Below are 17,899 nucleotides of genomic sequence, written 5' to 3'. Positions count from 1 at the left end.
CGGCGCCCCGGCGACACGCCGACGGTACCGTTGTTGCCTGTGTGACTACTGTGATTCATGATGTTCTGGAGGTACGGACCGAAGGAGCACGCATGACCACGCACGTCACGTCGAACAGCCACCGTCGCGCCTGGTTCCGGGGCGCCGTCGCCGCGGCGGCCGTCGCGGTGGGCATCAGCGGCACCATGGCCGCCGTCGCCAAGGCCGATCAGCAGGTGGGCCGGTTCCTGGTCAAGGGCCAGATCGAGGTGTCCTACTTCGCGACCGGCGGTGCCCCGACCTGGGGTGTTCCACTGATCGCCGAGTCCAACGCCGGACGCGGCGGCAAGTTCCAGATCTTCAAGAACCAGGCGTCGTTCTACTGGCACCCGTCCGCCGACGGCGGCAACGCCCACCAGGTCGGCGGCGCGATCCGCGCGAAGTGGGGCGAGAACCGCTGGGAGAACGGCCCCCTCGGCTACCCGATCACCGACGAGATCCGGGCCCGCGGCCCCTTCAACGCCGTCACCGGCGCGATGAACGCCTTCCAGGGCGGCGTGGTCTACTGGTCGCCGGCCTCGGGCGCCTGGCCCGTGTGGGGCGAGATCCTCGTCAAGTGGAGCGCCGACAAGCGCGAGTCCGGCAAGTACGGCTACCCGACCGGCCCGGAGGTGCGGACCGGGAGCGGCTTCTCGCAGAGCTTCCAGCGCGGCGTCATCACCTGGCCGTGACGACGACGGGCGGACCCGGCCGTACGGCGCGGGCCCGCCCGGAGACGGTGGAACCGGTGATCAGGCCTGTTCGCGTGTGGTGGCCGCGATCAGCTGATCGAGCACCGTCGCGAGCTCGTGCTCGCGACGCTCCAGCGGCGTGAAGGCGCCGTCGCCGTCGAAATCGGTGAACAGGCCGAGGCTGACCTGCGCGCGCACGTCGACCATCGAGAAGTTCGCGGTGATCTGGCGCCAGTGCTCCACCGAACGGACGCCGTTGTCGGCACCGTAGGCGACGAAGGCCACGGTCTTGCCGGTCCACTCGGGACCGATCGAATCGAAGGCGTTCTTGAAGCCGCCCGGCACCGAGTGGTTGTACTCGGGGGTGACGAAGATGAAGCCGTCCTCGGTGTCGATCGCCTTGCCCCACGCGGTGACCGCCGCGCTGTCGTAGTTCCGGTTGGCGGCGCCGGGCACCGTGGCGGAGGTCAGCAGCGGCACGTCGAACGCCTTGAGATCGATGACGGTGATCTCGACGCCCTCACGCGCCTCGGCCTGGGCGGCGACCCACTTGCCGACCTCCTCCGCCTTGCGCCCGTCGCGGATGGAGCCCAGGATGATGCCGATCTTCATGTGAGTCCTTTCGGGTTTGCGATCGCCCACGCGGGCGCACGGCTCTCACCGTAGCCGAGCGCCCGCATGCGCACCCGGCGTCGGATCAGCGGCGTGCGGTCAGGGCGACGAGGGCGTCGATGGTCGCCGCGAGCTCCCCCGTCCGCCGGTCCACCGGCGTGAATCCGCCGTCCGGAGCGAAGTCGGTGTGCAGGCCCAGGCCGACCTGCTGCACCGTGCCCACCATGTCGAAGATCGCGGTGATCTGACGCCAGTGCTCGACCGAGCGGATGGCGCCGGTGGCCCCGTAGCCGACGAACGCCACGGTCTTGCCGCTCCACTCCGAGCCGAGCAGATCGTAGGCGTTCTTGAGCGCGCCCGGCACCGAGTGGTTGTACTCGGGGGTGACGAAGACGTAACCGTCCTGGGCGTCGATCGCCTGACTCCACGCGGTCACCAGCGGGTCGTCGTACTTCTTGTTCGCGTTCTCCGGCGGGGTGGGAGCCATCAGGATCGGCAGATCGAACGCCGCGATGTCGAGCAGGGTGGCCTCGACGCCGTCGCGGGCGGCCACCGCCGCCGCGACCCATTCTCCGACCTGTTCCGCCTTGCGGCCCTGGCGTACCGAGCCGACGATGATGCCGATCTTCATGGGGTCCCCTCCCAGAGGTTTCGCAGTCGCAAACGCGAGTGCTGGCTCACAGTAGCTCGGCGGAGCCGGTTCGGTCGGGTGTTTGGGCGGCTGGGCTCCCCACGGGCACAATGGATGTGTGCCGGACAACGACGATCCCGTCCTCGCGCACGTCGGACCGCGGCTTCGCGCGATCCGGCAGGAGCGCGACATCACGCTGACCGCGGTGGCCGAGGCCACCGGCATCTCGGTGAGCACGCTCTCCCGGCTCGAGGGCGGCACCCGCAAGCCCACCCTGGAACTGTTGCTGCCGCTGGCCCGGACGTACGGCCTCCCGCTCGACGAGCTCGTCGACGCGCCGGAGACCGGGGACCCGCGGGTGCGACTGACGCCGCAGCGGCACGGGGACCGGACCATCGTCCCGCTCACCCGCCGAGCGGGTGGCCTGCGGACCTTCAAGGAGGTGATCCGGCCGGCGCGCGGGGTGAGCGTTCCCCGGCAGGTGTCGCACCCGGGCTACCACTGGATCTACGTGCTCGACGGGCGGCTGCGGCTGCTGCTCGGCGAGAAGGACATCGTGATCAAGCCCGGCGAAGTGATCGAGTTCGACACCCGCCTACCGCACTGGTTCGGCAGCGCGGACGGTGAGCCGGTCGAGTACCTCGGCATCTACGGGCCGCAGGGCGAGCGCGCGCACCACGTGTCGGGGGACTAGCCCCGGTCGGAGATTCCGCACTCAGATCGGCTCCGAGGCCGAATTCCCCCTCGGAGGGGAAACGGATGCGAAATCCCCGGCGCCTAGTCGCTGCCGAGGCCGGTGGCCTTGCGCAGGTGGCTCACGCCCGGGAGCTTGTTCACGCCGCGCTGCACCTCGCTGAGCTTGCCGGTGACCTCCACCAGCGGCGGGAGCACCGCGTCGAGGGTGTTGAGCGCGGGATCGGCGACCGCGGTGAGCCGCTCGACGCGGTCGATCACGTTGTTGGCGCGCTCGATCATGTCGGCCATCGCGAGCATGACCTTCGGCAGCTCCGCGATGAGCTCGATGGTGTCGGGCGGGATGGTGCTGAGCTTGCCGACGCTGGTCACGGTGCGGCCGGTGTTGTCCATCGCCTTGCCGGCGGCGGCCCGCACGGAGTCGACGAGGTCGTTGACCGATTCGCTGATGCTGGGTGGAGCCTTCGGGGGCTCCGGCTTTCTCGCCATGCCACGATCATCGCGCGCGGGCGCGCCGATCGCGGGGATTTCGCTAGAGGGACGCGCCGAACCGCTGCACCGCGGCCCGCGCGGTGCGCAGCCCCTCGCTGTCCTCGCCGTCGACGGTGACTTCACCGGACGGGTGCAGGACGACCTCGCCGATCGACTCGCCCGTGGTGTTCACCCGGACGGCCCAGGCGTAGGCCTCGTCGGCCAGCCAGGCGTCGGGGCGCAGTTCCGTGAGGTACCACGCCCCGACGTTCAGGCCGACCGGATCCACCTGATCAGGCCTCGTCGGACTTGATCTCGAGCAGGACGGTGCCCTGCGTGACGGCGGTGCCGGGCTCGATCGCCAGGCCGGTGACGACACCGTCCTTGTGCGCCGCGACTGGGTTCTCCATCTTCATGGCCTCGAGCACGACGACCAGATCGCCGGCGCTGACCTGCTGGCCGTCCTCGACGGCCACCTTCACGACGGTGCCCTGCATGGGCGCGGTCACCGAGTCGCCCGTGGCGGCCACGCCGGCGCCGCGGTCGCGGGTGCGCGGCTTCGGCTTGCGACGGATCACGCCGGCGCCGCCGGCCGCGCCGCCACCGCCGAGCGAGAGCTCGCCGGGCAGCGAGACCTCGACGCGGCGGCCGTCGACGACCACGACCACGTTCTGGCGGGGGAGCGAGTCGTCCTCCTCGATGGCCTGGCCACCGGTGTACGGCTCGATCGGGTTCTCCCAATCGGTCTCGATCCACTTCGTGTAGACCTCGAAGCCGTTCTCGTCGCCGATGAAGGCGGGGTTGGAGACGATGTGGCGGTGGAACGGGATGACCGTCGCCAGGCCCTCGACCTCGAACTCGGCCAGCGCGCGCCGCGAGCGCTCCAGCGCCTCCTCGCGGGTGGCGCCGGTCACGATGAGCTTGGCCAGCATCGAGTCGAACTGGCCGCCGATCACGTCGCCCTGGTCCACACCGGAGTCGACACGGACGCCGGGGCCGGTGGGCTCGCGGTAGACGGTGATGGGGCCGGGGGCGGGCAGGAAGCCGCGGCCGGCGTCCTCGCCGTTGATCCGGAACTCGAAGCTGTGGCCGCGCGGAGTGGGATCCTCCGTGATGGTCAGTTCCTTGCCCTCGGCGATGCGGAACTGCTGGCGCACGAGGTCGATACCGGCCGTCTCCTCGGTGACGGGGTGCTCGACCTGCAGGCGGGTGTTCACCTCGAGGAAGCTGACCAGGCCGTCGGCCGCGACGAGGAACTCGACGGTGCCGGCGCCGTAGTACCCGGCCTCGCGGCAGATGTCCTTGGCCGACTGGTGGATGCGGTCGCGCTGCTCGGTGGTGAGGAACGGCGCGGGCGCCTCCTCGACGAGCTTCTGGAAGCGGCGCTGCAGCGAGCAGTCGCGGGTGCCCGCGACCACGACGTTGCCGTGCTGGTCAGCGATGACCTGCGCCTCGACGTGGCGGGCCTTGTCCAGGTAGCGCTCCACGAAGCACTCGCCGCGCCCGAAGGCGGCGACGGCCTCGCGGGTGGCCGACTCGAACAGCTCGGGGATCTCCTCGACGGTGTAGGCGACCTTCATGCCGCGGCCGCCGCCGCCGAACGCCGCCTTGATGGCGACGGGCACGCCGTACTCCTTGGCGAACGCGACGACCTCGTCCGCGCCGGAGACCGGATCCTTGGTGCCGGGCGCCATCGGGGCGTTGGCCCGCTCGGCGATGTGCCGGGCGGTCACCTTGTCGCCCAGGTCGCGGATGGACTCGGGCGACGGCCCGATCCAGGTCAGGCCCGCGTCGATGACGGCCTGCGCGAAATCGGCGTTCTCGGACAGGAAGCCGTAGCCGGGGTGGATCGCGTCGGCACCGGACTTGCGTGCGGCGTCGAGGATCTTGTCGAAGACGAGGTAGGACTCGGCCGAGGTCTGTCCGCCCAGGGCGAAGGCCTCGTCGGCCAGGCGCACGAACTTGGCGTCGGCGTCGGGTTCTGCGTACACGGCGACGCTGGTCAGGCCGGCGTCCCGGGCGGCGCGGATGACGCGGACGGCGATCTCGCCACGGTTGGCGATCAGCACCTTCTCGATCTTCTTGTCAGCGTGGGCTGCCACTCAATCTCCTTGTTCCTTGCGGTACGCACCGGAACGCGCACCGACATGGGTATCCCGTAGAACACAGTCAACGACCAGTCTATGCCTACGGTCCTGTGGCGCAGCTGACAGTCCCCACTCGGGTTCAGTTACCCGCGAGTAACCGTCGCATCGCCTATTTCGGTCACCATCGAACGTAGCGCGCCGAGGTAGAGCGTGACACTCCGGCGTGCCGTGTCGAAGCCGGGGAAGCGCGCGGCCACGTGCAGACCCGTCGGTGTGCGCAGCATCCAGAGGTAGACGTCGTCGATCGAGTAGTCCCGCGAGCGCAGCGCGCCGGCCCCGCCGTCGTCGTTGCTCTCCGCGCCGGGCGCGGAGCGGGTGTCCATGAAGGAGACGACGAAGCGCGGCGGCGGCGCCTGGGAGCGGCCGGGCTCCTCGGCGAGCACCTCCCCGATCCGCAGGTAGGGCAGGGTGCTGCCGATCTTGGAGTGCTTCCACGCCGACTGCGCCCGCTGCGCCAGCTCGCCGAAGGTGCGGGTACCCGTCGTGTCGAGCCGGAACGGCGCGATACCCACGAACCAGCCGAGCGCCGCGATCCACTGCTCGGCGTCGCGGGTGTGCCGGGTGACGGCGCACCGGAACACCGGCCCGAAGCCGAGGTCGGTGTTGATCTTGGCCATGCACGCGAGCACGCCCGTCACTATCGAGGCGCCGGACTCCGAGCAGACGCGGGTGAAGTTGTTGGCCCGGTCGTCGTCGAGCAGGTGGAAGTTGAGCGCGCCCTGCGGGAGCCGGGGCACGCCGTCGGGGTCGCGGCTGAGCGCCGCGCGGGTCTCGTCGGCCAGTTCTGTGGCGCGCAGCGGCAGCAGCGGCATCGGGAACGGATCGGGGCGGAAACCGGTCTCGCTGAGGTACTCGTCCCACATCTGCGCCGCGGGGTGGCTCGCCCCGGCGCGGTCCGCGGACTGCCGGTCGGTGTCCGAGTAGTTGACGTAGCTGCCGGTGGGCAGCAGGCGGGCGGGCTCGCCGCCCATCGCCTCGCGGTAGAGCTCGCGCAGCTCGTACGGGCTCAGGATCAGCGAGTAGCCGTCCAGCAGGGAGTGGTCGGCGGCGAAGAAGAGGGTGAACGAGTCCTCGCGGGCGACCGTCGAGAACAGGTACGCCGGCCAGGTGAGCGGGGCCGTCGACCGGTCGAACTCCCCCAGCAGCTGCTCGGCCAGGGGACCGGTGGAGCGGTAGGTGCCCACCGTCCTGATCCGCAGGTCGACGGTGTCGGTCTGCGCGCTGCGGCGGCGCGGCCTGTCGTCCTCGAGGAAGACGTGCGTGCGCAGCACCTCGTGCCGGTCGATCCACGCCCGCAGCGCCGTGCGCAGGCCGGGGATGGACAGCGGCTCGTCGAACTCGACGCCGAGGCCGAGCCAGGACTCGCGGCCGCCGTCGATGTGGCGGCGCTCGAGCACCGCCTGCGCGCCCCGCAGGTGCGCCTCGTGCACGTGCGAGGTCGCGCGCGGATCGTCGCGCCAGCGCGCCGCCGGGCCCGTCGTGGGGATCCAGTTGCGCAGTTCACCCGGGCGCAGCGGGTACGCGTCCAGCTCGGTGAATCGCATCGCGGGCCTCGCTCGGCGCGGCTACCCGGCGAGCCGGCGCTTGATCCGCGCCAGCATCGCCGACATGCCGCGCAGCCGCAGCGGGCTGACCACGGAATCGAGGCCCAGGGCGTGGTGGAAGTCGTCGGGCACCGCGAGGATCGCGGCGGCGGGCTGCCCGTCGAGGCCCTGCGCGAGGATCGACGCGAAGCCGCGCGTGGTCGGGGCCTCGGGCGGCGCGCTGAAGTACAGCCGCACCGCCTCGGGATCCGTCGCATCGACGTCCAGGAACAGCGGCGACTGGCACTCCGGGACCGGTTCCATCGCCGCCGCACTCAGGTGCTCCGGCAGCTCGGGCAGCTCCCGGGAGAATTCGAGCAGCATCTCGAGCCGGTCCTGCTCGCCGACGCCGGCGAAGTCGTCGACGATCTCCGCAAGCGGCGCGGGAAGGGCGGCCGTCATGCGCCCGGAGCCGTGCCCGGCTCCTCGCCCCGCACGATGGGCGCCCGGACGGTGTTGCCCCACTCGGTCCAGGAACCGTCGTAGTTGCGGACGTCCGAGAAGCCGAGCAGGTGCGTGAGGACGAACCAGGTGTGGCTCGAGCGCTCGCCGATGCGGCAGTAGGCCGTGACGGGCGCCTGCGGGTCCAGTCCGCCGTACACCTCGAGCAGGTCGGCGTGGGGGAGGAAGCGCCCGTCCTGCCGGGCCGCCTTCGCCCACGGGATCGACACGGCCGTGGGGATGTGGCCGCCGCGCAGGGCGCCCTCCTCCGGGTAGTCGGGCATGTGGGTGCGCTCGCCCGTGTACTCCTGCGGCGAGCGCACATCGACCAGTGCCCGCCGCCCGATGTCGGCGCGCACCTCGTCCGCGAAGGCGCGGATGCGCGAGTCGTCCCGCGGGACGACCGGATAGTCGCTGCGCGGGTACTCGGGCTGCTCGAGCGAGACGTCGCGGGCGTCGCTGATCCACTTGTCGCGGCCGCCGTCGAGCAGGCGCACGTCCGGGTGCCCGAAGAGCGTGAACACCCACAGCGCGTACGCGGCCCACCAATTGGACTTGTCGCCGTAGATGACGACGGTGTCGTCGCGGCTGATCCCCTTGCTGCGCATGAGTTCCGCGAACTGTTCGCCGGTGATGTAGTCCCGGGTCACCGGGTCGTTGAGGTGCAGGTGCCAGTCCACCTTCTGCGCCGTCGGGATGTGCCCGATGTCGTAGAGGAGCACGTCCTCGTCGGACTCGATCACCTTCAGGCCGGGGACACCGAGGTGCCCGCTCAGCCAGTCCGCGGTGACGAGGCGCTCGGGGTGTGCGTAGTCCTGCAGTTCCGCGCTCGGATCGGTCTCGATAGCCACGTCCGCCAGCCTAGCGCGCGCGGTCACCCGAAGGTCGCCAACGTCGCCCGCAGGTCCTCCGCGTACCGGGCGACCTCCGCCGTGGCGGTCGCGGTGTCGGGGCACTGCGCGCCGATCTCGAGGCCGCCGGACTCCCGGGTGAGCCAGAGCGAGACGTTCGCGGTGCTCCCGTCCCCCGGGAACATCATCGACGAGGCGACCTCGGGCAGCGCCGACGCCACCGGCCGCGCATCGAGGTAGGAGATGAGCGGGGGCCGGGTGACCGCGGCCGGGTCGACGGTGCCCTCCGCGAACAGGACGCCGAGGGCGGCGGCGGTGGGGATCGCGCCGGCCCGGCGCGCGGCGCGCACGGCCTCCCCGGCGTCGGCGATCACCTGCGCGGGCTCCTTGTCCGCCAGGCCTTCGAGCAGCAGCGGGGCGAAGCCGACGACCCAGCCCTGCGTGAGGCTCAGATCCGCATCGGGGGAACTGAACTCGCGGCGCAGGTCCTGGACCACGACCCGCATCCAGGTGTCGGATCCGGTGCGCGCGTGGTCGGTGATGGCGAGGGCCGCGTAGAGCGCCGCCGACAGGCGCGCGGGGGCGACCGAGGCCTCGAGCGCGGCGACCTGGTCCGTGTCGAGCAGCCGGTGGTGCAGGGCCTGCACGGGTGCCGATGCGCCCGGCTCGAGGCCCGTGTCGATCGGCAGCCGCTCGAGCCCGCCGCCGGTGGCCGTGAACGCGCGGCGCCAGACCTGCAGGGCGGGGTCCGAGGGATCGGTCGCCGCGGTGCGGTCGCGCTCGGTGCGCGCGACGTGCGAGTGCGGGGCGAGCGCGGACGGGAGCGGGGCGCTCGTGCCCTCGCGGTGCGCCCGGTAGCGCACGATGATCTCGTTGAGCCCGAGCAGCAGCGACGCGCCATCGGTGGCGCTGTGATCGGCCGCGACGTACAGGCCGAAGGAGTCCTCCCCGGCGATCGCACCGATCACCGCGCCGGGCACCCGCCACGCGGTCGCCTCCTCCGAGAAGCGTCCCCGCAGCCGCGCCGTGAGCTCCGGGCCGTCCGGCGCCGGGCCCGCGTCGACGGCGGCGACGGTGATCGCCTCGGCCGGCGTGACGAGCCGCTCCCAGCCGTCACCCGCTCGCACGAACCGGGTGCGCAGTGACTCGTGGGCGCGCACGAAGTCGGTCACGGCCGCGGTGAGCGCGGCGACGTCCGCCCGGCCCCGCACGTCGGCCGCGAATCCGATGTAGGCCGTGTGCCGTTCGGCCTTCTCGGCCGCGGCGAGGTGCTCGGCCTGCAGGAAGGTGGGCCCGACGTCCGCGGGCTGCTCGCCCGCGCCGACCGTGGCCGTGAAGTCGATCAGGGTTCCCTGCGGAGGACGCCAATCATCCAGTGCTGCACCGATCATCGTTCCTCCTCAGATGTTCCAGAACTCGGGGGCGATCCCGAACCGCTCGGCGGTCGCCGCGAGGTGCCGCTGCGCGTCGGCGGCATCGGCGAAGACGAGCGGATCCAGGCAGACCACGCTGAGCGTGAGCGTGTCCCCGACGATGTCGAGCCACGCGGCCAGCCCGCCACCGCCGCGCGCGAGCCGCTCCGGGGTGACCGGGGTGGGCGCGGCCACCATCAGGATCCGGTCGGCCGCCGGCCCGAACAGCGACGGGAAGTCCGGATCGACGGCGCCCATGTTCGAGCACGTGAGCATCGACAGCGGGTGCGGCCCGGCCAGCCGGTCCACCAGGGCGTCGGGGATGAAGTGCGCGGCCACCTCCAGCGGCGTCGAGCGCCGCTGCGTGCCCGGCCGGTTGCCGCTCGCGACGAGGGCCGCCTTGATCGTCGCGTGCAGGCCCGCCAGATCGCCCTCGATCGCGTCCCTGGTGACGGCGACGGTCACCGACGCGGTGTTGTTCGCATCGCGGGAGCCCTCCGCGCGCACGTCGATCGGGATGTTGGTGGGCACCGCGTCGATCCCGGCGTACCGCTCGGTGCTCAACAGCAGGTCCGTCATGAACGCCACGAGAAGCGTGTTCCCACTGGCGGACCGGGCTTTCGCCGCCGCCTTCCACGCGGTCCCGGTGGTGGACAGGGCCACGACGAGCGGGGTGGGGCCGTCCCCGGCCGGAGCGCCGCCGGGGGCGGGACGCTCGACCGCCGGGACCGGCGTGCGCGGCGCCTCGCGCTCGCGCACCGTCCGGATCAGGCGGCGGAACTGGCGCCCGGAGTCCACCAGGTCGTCGGTGATCCGCGGTGCGCGCGCCCGCTCGTCGGGGGTGCGCGCGCCGCTCAGGCCGCGCGAGGCGGCCAGCAGTGCGGCGTACATCGCGCCGCCGTCCGCGGCGGTGTGCGGGTACTGCACGGTGACCAGGGTGCGCCCGTCGGTGCGGTGCGCCCGCGAGACCGAGACCAGGCCGCGGTCGCCGCCGGCGTGCTCGCGCTGCTCCTGCAGCCACGCCACCGTCGACGAGGGTTCCAGGGGCTCCTCGCGCAGGTGCAGGGTCACCGTCGGCGGTCCGGGCAGCCACGAGCTGCGGGCGCCGGGCACGGGGGAGCGGCGCAGGGTCCGGTTCAGCGGTCCGCGCGCCAGGTGCCCGACGGTGCGCCGCAGGTCCGCGATCGTGGGCGCGTTCTCGGTGGCGTAGTCGAAGGTCGCCTGGGAGATCAGGTGTCCGCGGAGCACCACGCCCGCCAGCTCGATCGTCCGGTCGTCGTCGGTGACTCGGTTGGCACGGCAGTCATCGCGCAGGATGGGCATGGACTTCTCCTTCGGTTGTCGAGAACGCCTCGGCGTCGGGGCCGGCGGCGGGATCGCCGGGCCGGAGCCGGAGCGCGAACACCGCGCACAGGGCGGTGAGGACCGCGCACAGCAGGACGGTCGCGCTGAACGCGGTGCGGGCGGAACCGCCCTCGCTCATCCGCGCGTACAGCGTGCCGAGCACACCGGTCCCCAGCGCGGAGCCGGTCTGCTGGCACACCGCGAAGACCGCCGTGGCGGTGGCGGCGCGGGCCCCCGGGATGTCGGTGAGCACCACGCCGAGCGCGGGAGCCGCGCACAGCCCGAGGCCGGCCGCGGCCACCGTCGAGGTGATCACCAGCGGCAGCGAACCGTCCAGGCCCGCGACCATGCTCGCGAACATCGCCGAGAAGCCCACCGCCGTGGCGCTCACGCCCGCGATGATGAGCAGGCGCGCCGGCACCCGCGCCAGCACCATGCCCAGGGCGATGCCGCCGAGGGCGCCGCACCCGGCGGGGACGAGCAGCGCGCCCGCGCGGAGCGGTGGCAGCTCCAGGCCGTCCTGCAGGTACAGGGTGAAACACAGGTAGAAGCCGCCGATCGCGGCCTGCCCGAAGAGCTGGATGATCACGCCCCAGCGGAAGTTGGGGCTCGCGAACAGGTCCGGATCGACGATCGGCCGCAGCGCGGACCCGCTGCGCAGCAGATGCCGCTCCCAGGCCAGGAAGCCGCTGCCCGCCACCGCCAGCGTCGCGAACAGTACCAGCTCCGTCGTGCCTGCCTGCCCCGAGAACGCGAGCAGCGCAACGGTGATCGCGACCACCATCAGGGCGAGCCCCACCCAGTCCAGGGGATCGGCGCCGTCCTCGGCCCGCGGGCGCGCCGGGAACGGCGCCGCCAGGAGCACCACGACGGCGAGGACGCCGATCGGCACGTTGACGTAGAACACGGCCCGCCAGCCGATCCCGAACGCGTCGATCGCGAGCAGACCGCCGCCGACGAGGGGGCCGAGCAGGATGGCCGCGACGGACGTGGCGCTCACGGCCGAGAGCGCGCGGGCGCGCCACGAGCCCGGCAGGATCTGCTTGACCATCGCGGTGACCTGGGGGACGATCATCGCCGCGCAGGCGCCCTGGAACACTCTGCCGGCCAGCAGGACCGGCAGCGCGGAACTGGCCGCCACCACGATCGAGGCGAGGGTGAACACGGAGATCCCGCCGAGCATCGCGGCGCGGGGACCGACCCGGTCACCCAGCGCGCCGCCGGGGATGAGGAACGCGGCGAAGCTCAGCGCGTAGGCCTCCGCGATCCAGATGCCCCGCGCGGGGGAGAGCCCGAGATCGCGCTGGATCGAGGGCAGCGCGATGTTGGCGATCGTCACGTCGACGGTGGCCATGAACAGCACCAGCAGGCCCACGCCCAGCAGGGCCGCCGCGGCGCCGTCGCTCATCCGGGGCTGTGCCCGGGTGGCCGCGGCCGTCACGGCCGCACCGCCTCGGGAGCGAGCGTGGCCGCCAGGTGCGCGGCGAGCGCCGCGCTCCCCAGCGCGGTGGGATGGCGCGGCGGCGTCAGCGAGACGAGGGAGTCCCCCTCGAACCAGCGCTCGGAGCGCGGGGCGGCACCGTCGTGGCCGCGGGTGATGTCGAGGACCGAGACGAAGGTGACGCCCGTCCGGTCGCACGCGGTGCGGTACACGTCCTCGAGCGCCTCGAAGAACTCCGCCGCGGTGTGCAGCGCCAGCTCGGAACCCGATGCGGCGCACAGCGGGACGTCCGCGTCGGGGAGCGGGTAGTAGCCGCCGTGGCCGACCAGCAGGACCGTCGCGTCCGGCGCGCGGCCGCGGACGTCGGCGAGGGCCACCGCGAGGTGCGCCCCGAGGCCCGTGAGCGCGGCGTCGATGCGGCGCGCGCGGTCGGTGTCGCTGCGGAACCGCGCCGCGGCACCGGGGCGGTGGGAGAAGGCGCCGCCGATCAGCGAGTGCCAGCGGATGTCGTTGCCGCCGATGGAGAGCGTGACCAGATCGGTCTCCACGCTCAGCGCGTCGGCCTGGGGCGGCAGCACCACCCGGCGCAGCCCCTGATAGCGCACCTGGCCGCGACGGTGCAGGTTCTCGGTGGTGGCGCCGACGCACGAGCGGTCCTCGAACAGGGCCGGGCGCAGCAGCGCCGCGAGCTCGTGCGGGTAGCCGCGGCCGCTGCGGCCGTCGGCACGGCGCAGCAGGCTCAACCACGTGGGGGCCGCCGCGCGCGAATCGCCCAGCGCGACGTACGTGCCCCAGTCGCCGGGTGCCCGGCCGGCCACCGTCACGCGGCCCACTTCTGGGGGACGGCGACGACGGCCACGGTGGAGCGCAGGGACTGCAGGACGGTGCGCATCGTGCGGTGCGCCTGCGGGGTGTCGGGGTGGCGGGTGCGCACCGAGACGCCGTCGTGCGTGCGGGAGAACCACAGTTGGACGTCGTCGCACCGGGTGATGTTGGAGACGTGCGTGCGGTTCGTACCGAACCCGCTGTCGCCCTGGGTGATCCGACGGTAGTCCAGGTACGAGGCCATGAACACGTCCTGGCGCCGGGGCCGGTATCCGCCGGTGGTCGCCGCGATCACCTGGCCGAGCGGCACGTCGGCCCGGTCGCGGGCGCGCCGCAACTCCTGCTGCGTGAGCGCCACGCTGCGTTCGAAGAGCGTGCACGGATCGGCCGGCCGGCCGTCGTCGTGCACCGAGACGGTGATCGGGGCGCTGGTGACGAACCAGCCCAGGGCACGTGCGTAGCGCTCGTCGTAGCGGGTGTGCGCGGGGAAGGTCAGCGGCAGCAGGTCCGAACCACCGGCCGCGTGGGTCGCCATCGCCAGCGCCGTCAGCAGCCCCGCGTAGGTGGTGCCCCCGGCCCGCGCCGTGGCCGCGGAGAAGGCCTCGGCCTCGTCGGCGTCGAGCAGCAGCACCTCGGCGCTGTGCTGCGGTGCGCTCTCCCCGATCGGGACGCCCAGCTCCAGCGGGAACTCGGGGGCGTGGCCACCGGCGTCGGCGAGGAACTCGATCCACTCGGCCAGCCGCGGATCGTGCGGATCGACCTGCTCGGCGGCCGCCTCCTCACGGCAGTAGTCGAGGTGCCCGTCGCCCGGGACCGACACCGCGGGCGCGACGCCCGCGTAGGCGGCCGCCACCTCGTCGATCGCGATGGCCAGCGACAGCGCGTCGACGTGGACGTGGTCGAAGCCGCAGACGATCGTCGAGGTGCCCGGCCGGCTGATCGCCGCGAGGACGTAGTTCGGGAAGCGCAGGGGGCGGCACTGCTCGTCGAGCCGGCCGCGCAGACGCACGGACGGCTGTGCCTCGTCCTCGGCGTGCTCGGCGACGGGCGCGCCCACCCGGATGCTCCCCGCCGGGTGCACCGATCGCTGCGGGGTGCGCGCCCCGTCGTCGGCGACGGCGAACTGCGAGCGCAGCGTCGCGTGGGTGTCGACGAGGCGCTGGAAGGCCTCCTGCAGCGCCTCCTCGTCGATGGGACCGTCGACGTCGAAGACGCCGCACAGCCAGGTGCCCGGGGAGGAGTCGTCGCCGTCCGCGGCGCGCAGGTGCGACTGCTGGTTGAAGCACGGGGGGACGTCGCTGGGGACGGCGGTCCCCGTCGGCACGACGGGGAACTCCAGGTACCGGCCGGGCGCGGTGCGCAGGCCGTCGATGGTGGTGACGCGCATGGTTCCTCCCGGGATCAGCCGGCGTGGCCGGTCAGGGCGGTGGGGACGTCGCTGGCGTGGTCGATCACCTCGGCCAGCTGCTCGCGCAGCGCGGCGATGAGCCGGAAGACGTTCGCCGAGGCGACCGGGTTCGACGGGAAGCGGGCCGAGAAGTACAGGCCCGTGTGCGAGCGGCTGATCCAGATGTAGAGCTCGTCGTCGGCGGTGCACTCCGAGCGCAGCACCGCGGCGTTCTGCTCGCCCCACTCGGCGGCACCGGGGACGTAGCGGACGTCGACGTAGCTGAGCACGTACCGCGGCGCGGGAAGCCCACGGCCCGTGCGCTCCTCGACGATCGACGAGAGCAGCGGGTACGGGACCGGCACGACGTCGCGGTTGCGGCGCAGGGCGTCCGCGACCGACTCCAGCGTGGCGCTGAGCGCCGAGGTGGCCGGCAGCGCCAGGTCCACCGGCATGAGGCCGACGAACCAGCCGGCGGAGGTGGCCCAGCGCTCCTCCGAGCGGGTATGCATCGGCATCACGAAGCGCACGTGGTCACTGCCGGTCAGCCCTGCCTCGGCCCGCGCGAACGCGCCGACCACGCCGTTGCCCGCCTTGCCGCCGGCCGCCTTGCAGGCCGCGTCGAAGGCGGCGGTGCGCTCGACGTCGAGCAGCTGCAGGGACAGGCTGGACTGGAAGACCCGCAGGTTGGCGCGGGCGTCGCGATCGGTGAGCGGGAGGCCGAAGCGGGGCGACTCCCCGTCGTCCTCGGCGAGGTAGTCCAGCCACGTGCGCACCGCCGGGTGCTCGAAGTCGATGTGCTCGAACTGATCCCGCTCCAGCGCGCAGAAGTCGAGGTAGCTGCTCGACGGCGTCAGCCGGGCGGGCCGGTCCGCCCGCTCCGCGCGGTAGAGCTCGGTGAGCTCGCTGATGGCGAGCACCTGGGTGTAGGCGTCCATCACGGAGTGGTCCGCGCCGAAGACGATGGTGAAACCGGGGCCCGCCGGGTTGTCGACGGTGGCGAGCACGCAGTGCGGCCAGCGCGAGGGCGTGATCGTGGCGTCGAAGTAGTTCTTCAGGTGCTGATAGACCCGCAGCGAGGTGGTCAGCTTGCCGACGCTCTGCGCGACGAAGTCGATCGACTCCGGCGGGGTGGTGGTGCGCAGCAGGGTGCCGTCCTCGGCGTGCGAGATGAGGCTGCGGAAGGCCTCGTGGCGGCCGAACCAGCCGCGCAGGGCCCGGCGCAGGGCGTCCTCGTCGAGATCCTCGTCGATCTGCCAGACCCCGCCGATCCACTCGCCCGGCCGCACGACGGTGGTCTCGTGGTGCGCCGCGCGCCGCACGTGGTCCGCCTGGTTGTGGCTCGGCGGCCGGTGATCGGCGCGCCAGCCGGTATCGGGATCGACGACCACGGGGATCCACTCGGTGACGACGCCGGTCGTGAGCGGGTAGTCGGCCAGTTCGGTGTATTCCATGACGTTCCTCCTGGTGCGGTGCGGGGGTGGTGCGGTCCGGCGGTGGGCGACGGGATGTCAGGCGGCGGTGCCGACGGGGAGCAGGCTGCGGATCTCGTCCTCGATCCGCAGCAGGAGCCGCTCGGACTCCGCGGCGGGCGTGCCGGGGCGGGTCCGCAACTCCACCGAGAGGCGGCCGGCGAAGACCGACAGGACGTACGAATCCTCCTGCGGTGCAGCGGCGGTGCGGTGCGAGTGGAAGTCCGGGACCTCGAGGTTCGCGGGTGCGACCGGCGCGCCGACGGTGCCCAGGTCCTCGATCCGGCCCACGGGCGCCCCGGCCCGGTCGAGCAGCTCGCCGACCAGCTCGCCGAGGGGGATCGCCCGCACCCGCGCGGTGTCCAGCAGGTCGGCGGTGGTGCGCGCGTCGAGGCGCAGGCGCAGCGCGTCGTCCGTGCGCGCACCCTCCGGCTCCCGGGCCGGGCGGCCGCCGGCGGCGGGAAGTCGCTGCGGCTCGGTGGGGAAACCGAAGGCGCGCACGCCGATCGGGCGGTGCACGCGCGGCCGGTCGCCGGCGGCGAGCGCGGTGTAGAACTCGAACAGGCGGCGCGCCGGGGCGAGGACGCCCACCGGCTGCGCCGCGGCCCTGCTGATCCACAGGGTGAGGCGGTTCTCCTCACCGATGCCGGTGAGCCACAGGGCCGAGAGCTGTTCGGTCCCGACGAACGACGGCGGCGTCTGCGCGAAGCCGGCCCACGGTGCGGCCGTGTCGCGGAAGCCGATCGCCGCGGCGACCGCCGGATCGCCGGGGGCGAACCGGAAGCGATCGTGCTCGGCCGTCACGCGGGCGGCGAGCGCGGGGTACTCCTCGAGCAGGGCCGCGTACGCCGCGCGCAGGGCGGTCACGTCGATCCGGCCGCGCACGGCGAACGAGCAACCGTCCACCTCGCGGGTCGCGGCGTGGGGGACCGGGGCTCCGGGGGTGGTGAGTGGTCCAGGCGTCGTGGTCATGTGATGACGCTAAGACGCGAGGCATTCCTTTCGCGAGGCGAAAGAGTGGTGTCGCTCGTCACTCGGTTCAGGTCTTGACCAGGGTTGGCGGAAGCGCGGGTTAGGGGATACTTCGGTGTTCTTGCAGGTCGGACGCCGTACGTGATTGAAGTGTGGAGTGTGTCGCCCGAGCTGCGGAAACGCGATGATCGCGCGCTGTTAACGAGATGATTACGCGGAGGACGGGCCCAAACCTATGAGGTCTCTCACATCATGCTGGTGAACTTTCAAGGCCGGTCGGACCACAGCTCGACGGGCGAGACGCCGAGCTCACCCAGCAGCGCCCGGGTGAGGGGCAGCGAGATGCCGATCACCGAGCTCGGGTCGCCGTCCACCGCCTCGACGAACCAGCCGCCGAGCCCGTCCAGGGTGAAGCCTCCGGCCACCTCGAGCGGCTCGGCGGTCGCGACGTAGGCGTCGATCTCGGCGTCCGTGGGCGTCCCGAACCGCAGTGTCGTGGAACGGGTCCCGGTGACGGTGCTCGCGACGGCGCCGTCCTCGAGCAGGATCGCGCAGTGCCCGGTGAGGAGGCGGCCGGTACCGCCCCGCATGGCCCGCCACCGCGCTGTCGCGGTGGCGGCGGTGTGCGGTTTGCCGACCAGCTCACCGTCGATCGACAGCATCGAGTCGCAGCCGATCACCACGGCGCGGCCGGGGATCGGGTCCACCGCGACGATCCGGTCCACCACGTCCTGGGCCTTGGCCCGGGCCAGGACCTCGACGGCGTCCCCATGGGTCACGTCCGGGCCCAGGCCGGCGAGGATCGCGTCCTCGTCGACCTGGGAGACGGAGACCAGCGGCGCGGTGCCGGCGGCGCGCAGCACCCCCAACCGCGCCGGCGAGGCCGACGCGAGCACCAGGCGCACGG

At 72.7% G+C, this 17,899-nt stretch carries 18 protein-coding genes; 2 read left to right on the top strand and 16 right to left on the bottom strand.

Annotated elements, in window-relative coordinates:
* Positions 1-92 precede the first annotated feature (92 nt).
* Positions 93-710, top strand: a complete 618-nt coding sequence (locus tag BLQ62_RS17835) for an LGFP repeat-containing protein (protein WP_068568203.1) — start codon at positions 93-95, stop codon at positions 708-710.
* A gap of 60 nt (positions 711-770) precedes the next feature.
* Here BLQ62_RS17835 and BLQ62_RS17830 read toward each other — a convergent pair whose 3' ends face one another.
* Complete coding sequence (locus BLQ62_RS17830; RefSeq protein ID WP_068568204.1) at positions 771-1,322, bottom strand: NADPH-dependent FMN reductase; 552 nt, start codon at positions 1,320-1,322, stop codon at positions 771-773.
* A gap of 85 nt (positions 1,323-1,407) precedes the next feature.
* Positions 1,408-1,953 carry an NADPH-dependent FMN reductase gene (locus BLQ62_RS17825; protein WP_068528929.1) on the bottom strand — a complete coding sequence of 182 codons (546 nt, stop codon included), beginning with the start codon at positions 1,951-1,953 and terminating at the stop codon, positions 1,408-1,410.
* A gap of 118 nt (positions 1,954-2,071) precedes the next feature.
* Here BLQ62_RS17825 and BLQ62_RS17820 point away from each other — a divergent pair, with 118 nt between their 5' ends.
* Entirely contained in the window at positions 2,072-2,647 is a 576-nt protein-coding gene (locus BLQ62_RS17820) for a helix-turn-helix domain-containing protein (RefSeq protein ID WP_068528931.1), read from the top strand.
* Positions 2,648-2,730: 83 nt separating this feature from the next.
* On the opposite strand, the gene BLQ62_RS17815 is transcribed toward BLQ62_RS17820, so the two are convergent.
* From BLQ62_RS17815 to BLQ62_RS17750, 14 genes are all read right to left on the bottom strand, one after another.
* Positions 2,731-3,135: a hypothetical protein gene (locus BLQ62_RS17815; protein ID WP_068528934.1), complete on the bottom strand. Its 405-nt coding sequence runs from the start codon at positions 3,133-3,135 to the stop codon at positions 2,731-2,733.
* A 43-nt stretch (positions 3,136-3,178) separates the two neighbouring features.
* The gene (locus BLQ62_RS17810; RefSeq protein ID WP_068528937.1) at positions 3,179-3,406 is read right to left on the bottom strand and encodes a hypothetical protein; all 228 of its coding nucleotides are present in this window, start codon (positions 3,404-3,406) and stop codon (positions 3,179-3,181) included.
* 4 nt (positions 3,407-3,410) lie between these two features.
* A complete protein-coding gene (locus BLQ62_RS17805; RefSeq protein ID WP_068528940.1) occupies positions 3,411-5,219 on the bottom strand; it encodes an acetyl/propionyl/methylcrotonyl-CoA carboxylase subunit alpha in 1,809 nt (602 codons plus the stop codon).
* 128 nt (positions 5,220-5,347) lie between these two features.
* Positions 5,348-6,808: a condensation domain-containing protein gene (locus BLQ62_RS17800; protein ID WP_068528942.1), complete on the bottom strand. Its 1,461-nt coding sequence runs from the start codon at positions 6,806-6,808 to the stop codon at positions 5,348-5,350.
* A 21-nt stretch (positions 6,809-6,829) separates the two neighbouring features.
* Positions 6,830-7,249 carry a SufE family protein gene (locus tag BLQ62_RS17795; RefSeq protein ID WP_068568205.1) on the bottom strand — a complete coding sequence of 140 codons (420 nt, stop codon included), beginning with the start codon at positions 7,247-7,249 and terminating at the stop codon, positions 6,830-6,832.
* Positions 7,246-8,139, bottom strand: coding sequence for a sulfurtransferase (locus BLQ62_RS17790; RefSeq protein ID WP_068530370.1), 894 nt, complete (start codon positions 8,137-8,139; stop codon positions 7,246-7,248). Before BLQ62_RS17790 ends, BLQ62_RS17795 begins: the two co-directional genes overlap by 4 nt.
* Before the next feature lie 23 nt (positions 8,140-8,162).
* Entirely contained in the window at positions 8,163-9,530 is a 1,368-nt protein-coding gene (locus BLQ62_RS17785) for a condensation domain-containing protein (RefSeq protein WP_068568206.1), read from the bottom strand.
* Positions 9,531-9,539: 9 nt separating this feature from the next.
* The gene (locus BLQ62_RS17780; RefSeq protein ID WP_068568207.1) at positions 9,540-10,874 is read right to left on the bottom strand and encodes a hypothetical protein; all 1,335 of its coding nucleotides are present in this window, start codon (positions 10,872-10,874) and stop codon (positions 9,540-9,542) included.
* On the bottom strand, positions 10,855-12,336 hold the full coding sequence (locus BLQ62_RS17775; protein ID WP_139184239.1) for an MFS transporter: 1,482 nt from the start codon (positions 12,334-12,336) through the stop codon (positions 10,855-10,857). The genes BLQ62_RS17780 and BLQ62_RS17775 overlap by 20 nt, the downstream gene beginning before the upstream one ends.
* The gene (locus tag BLQ62_RS17770; RefSeq protein ID WP_160126300.1) at positions 12,333-13,160 is read right to left on the bottom strand and encodes an SGNH/GDSL hydrolase family protein; all 828 of its coding nucleotides are present in this window, start codon (positions 13,158-13,160) and stop codon (positions 12,333-12,335) included. The genes BLQ62_RS17775 and BLQ62_RS17770 overlap by 4 nt, the downstream gene beginning before the upstream one ends.
* Complete coding sequence (locus tag BLQ62_RS17765) at positions 13,157-14,548, bottom strand: condensation domain-containing protein (protein ID WP_068568210.1); 1,392 nt, start codon at positions 14,546-14,548, stop codon at positions 13,157-13,159. The genes BLQ62_RS17770 and BLQ62_RS17765 overlap by 4 nt, the downstream gene beginning before the upstream one ends.
* 14 nt (positions 14,549-14,562) lie before the next feature.
* The gene (locus BLQ62_RS17760) at positions 14,563-16,002 is read right to left on the bottom strand and encodes a condensation domain-containing protein (protein ID WP_068528963.1); all 1,440 of its coding nucleotides are present in this window, start codon (positions 16,000-16,002) and stop codon (positions 14,563-14,565) included.
* Positions 16,003-16,059: 57 nt separating this feature from the next.
* Positions 16,060-16,992, bottom strand: coding sequence for a hypothetical protein (locus BLQ62_RS17755; RefSeq protein ID WP_082756833.1), 933 nt, complete (start codon positions 16,990-16,992; stop codon positions 16,060-16,062).
* 266 nt (positions 16,993-17,258) lie between these two features.
* Positions 17,259-17,888: a Maf family protein gene (locus tag BLQ62_RS17750; RefSeq protein WP_197467327.1), complete on the bottom strand. Its 630-nt coding sequence runs from the start codon at positions 17,886-17,888 to the stop codon at positions 17,259-17,261.
* Positions 17,889-17,899 lie beyond the last annotated feature (11 nt).

The sequence above is a fragment of the Tsukamurella pulmonis genome (assembly GCF_900103175.1).
GTDB classification, from domain to species: domain Bacteria; phylum Actinomycetota; class Actinomycetes; order Mycobacteriales; family Mycobacteriaceae; genus Tsukamurella; species Tsukamurella pulmonis.
Note: the sequence above shows the minus strand (reverse complement) of the source record. Positions and strands in the feature narration are given on the sequence as shown.

Bases quoted from the DNA above. Each gene is read 5' to 3' on its own strand.
- BLQ62_RS17765 (WP_068568210.1), bottom strand. From the start codon at position 14,548: ATGCGCGTCACCACCATCGACGGCCTGCGCACCGCGCCCGGCCGGTAC.
- BLQ62_RS17755 (WP_082756833.1), bottom strand. From the start codon at position 16,992: ATGACCACGACGCCTGGACCACTCACCACCCCCGGAGCCCCGGTCCCC.
- BLQ62_RS17825 (WP_068528929.1), bottom strand. From the start codon at position 1,953: ATGAAGATCGGCATCATCGTCGGCTCGGTACGCCAGGGCCGCAAGGCG.
- BLQ62_RS17760 (WP_068528963.1), bottom strand. From the start codon at position 16,002: ATGGAATACACCGAACTGGCCGACTACCCGCTCACGACCGGCGTCGTC.
- BLQ62_RS17795 (WP_068568205.1), bottom strand. From the start codon at position 7,249: ATGACGGCCGCCCTTCCCGCGCCGCTTGCGGAGATCGTCGACGACTTC.
- BLQ62_RS17830 (WP_068568204.1), bottom strand. From the start codon at position 1,322: ATGAAGATCGGCATCATCCTGGGCTCCATCCGCGACGGGCGCAAGGCG.
- BLQ62_RS17780 (WP_068568207.1), bottom strand. From the start codon at position 10,874: ATGCCCATCCTGCGCGATGACTGCCGTGCCAACCGAGTCACCGACGAC.
- BLQ62_RS17815 (WP_068528934.1), bottom strand. From the start codon at position 3,135: ATGGCGAGAAAGCCGGAGCCCCCGAAGGCTCCACCCAGCATCAGCGAA.
- BLQ62_RS17800 (WP_068528942.1), bottom strand. From the start codon at position 6,808: ATGCGATTCACCGAGCTGGACGCGTACCCGCTGCGCCCGGGTGAACTG.
- BLQ62_RS17785 (WP_068568206.1), bottom strand. From the start codon at position 9,530: ATGATCGGTGCAGCACTGGATGATTGGCGTCCTCCGCAGGGAACCCTG.
- BLQ62_RS17835 (WP_068568203.1), top strand. From the start codon at position 93: ATGACCACGCACGTCACGTCGAACAGCCACCGTCGCGCCTGGTTCCGG.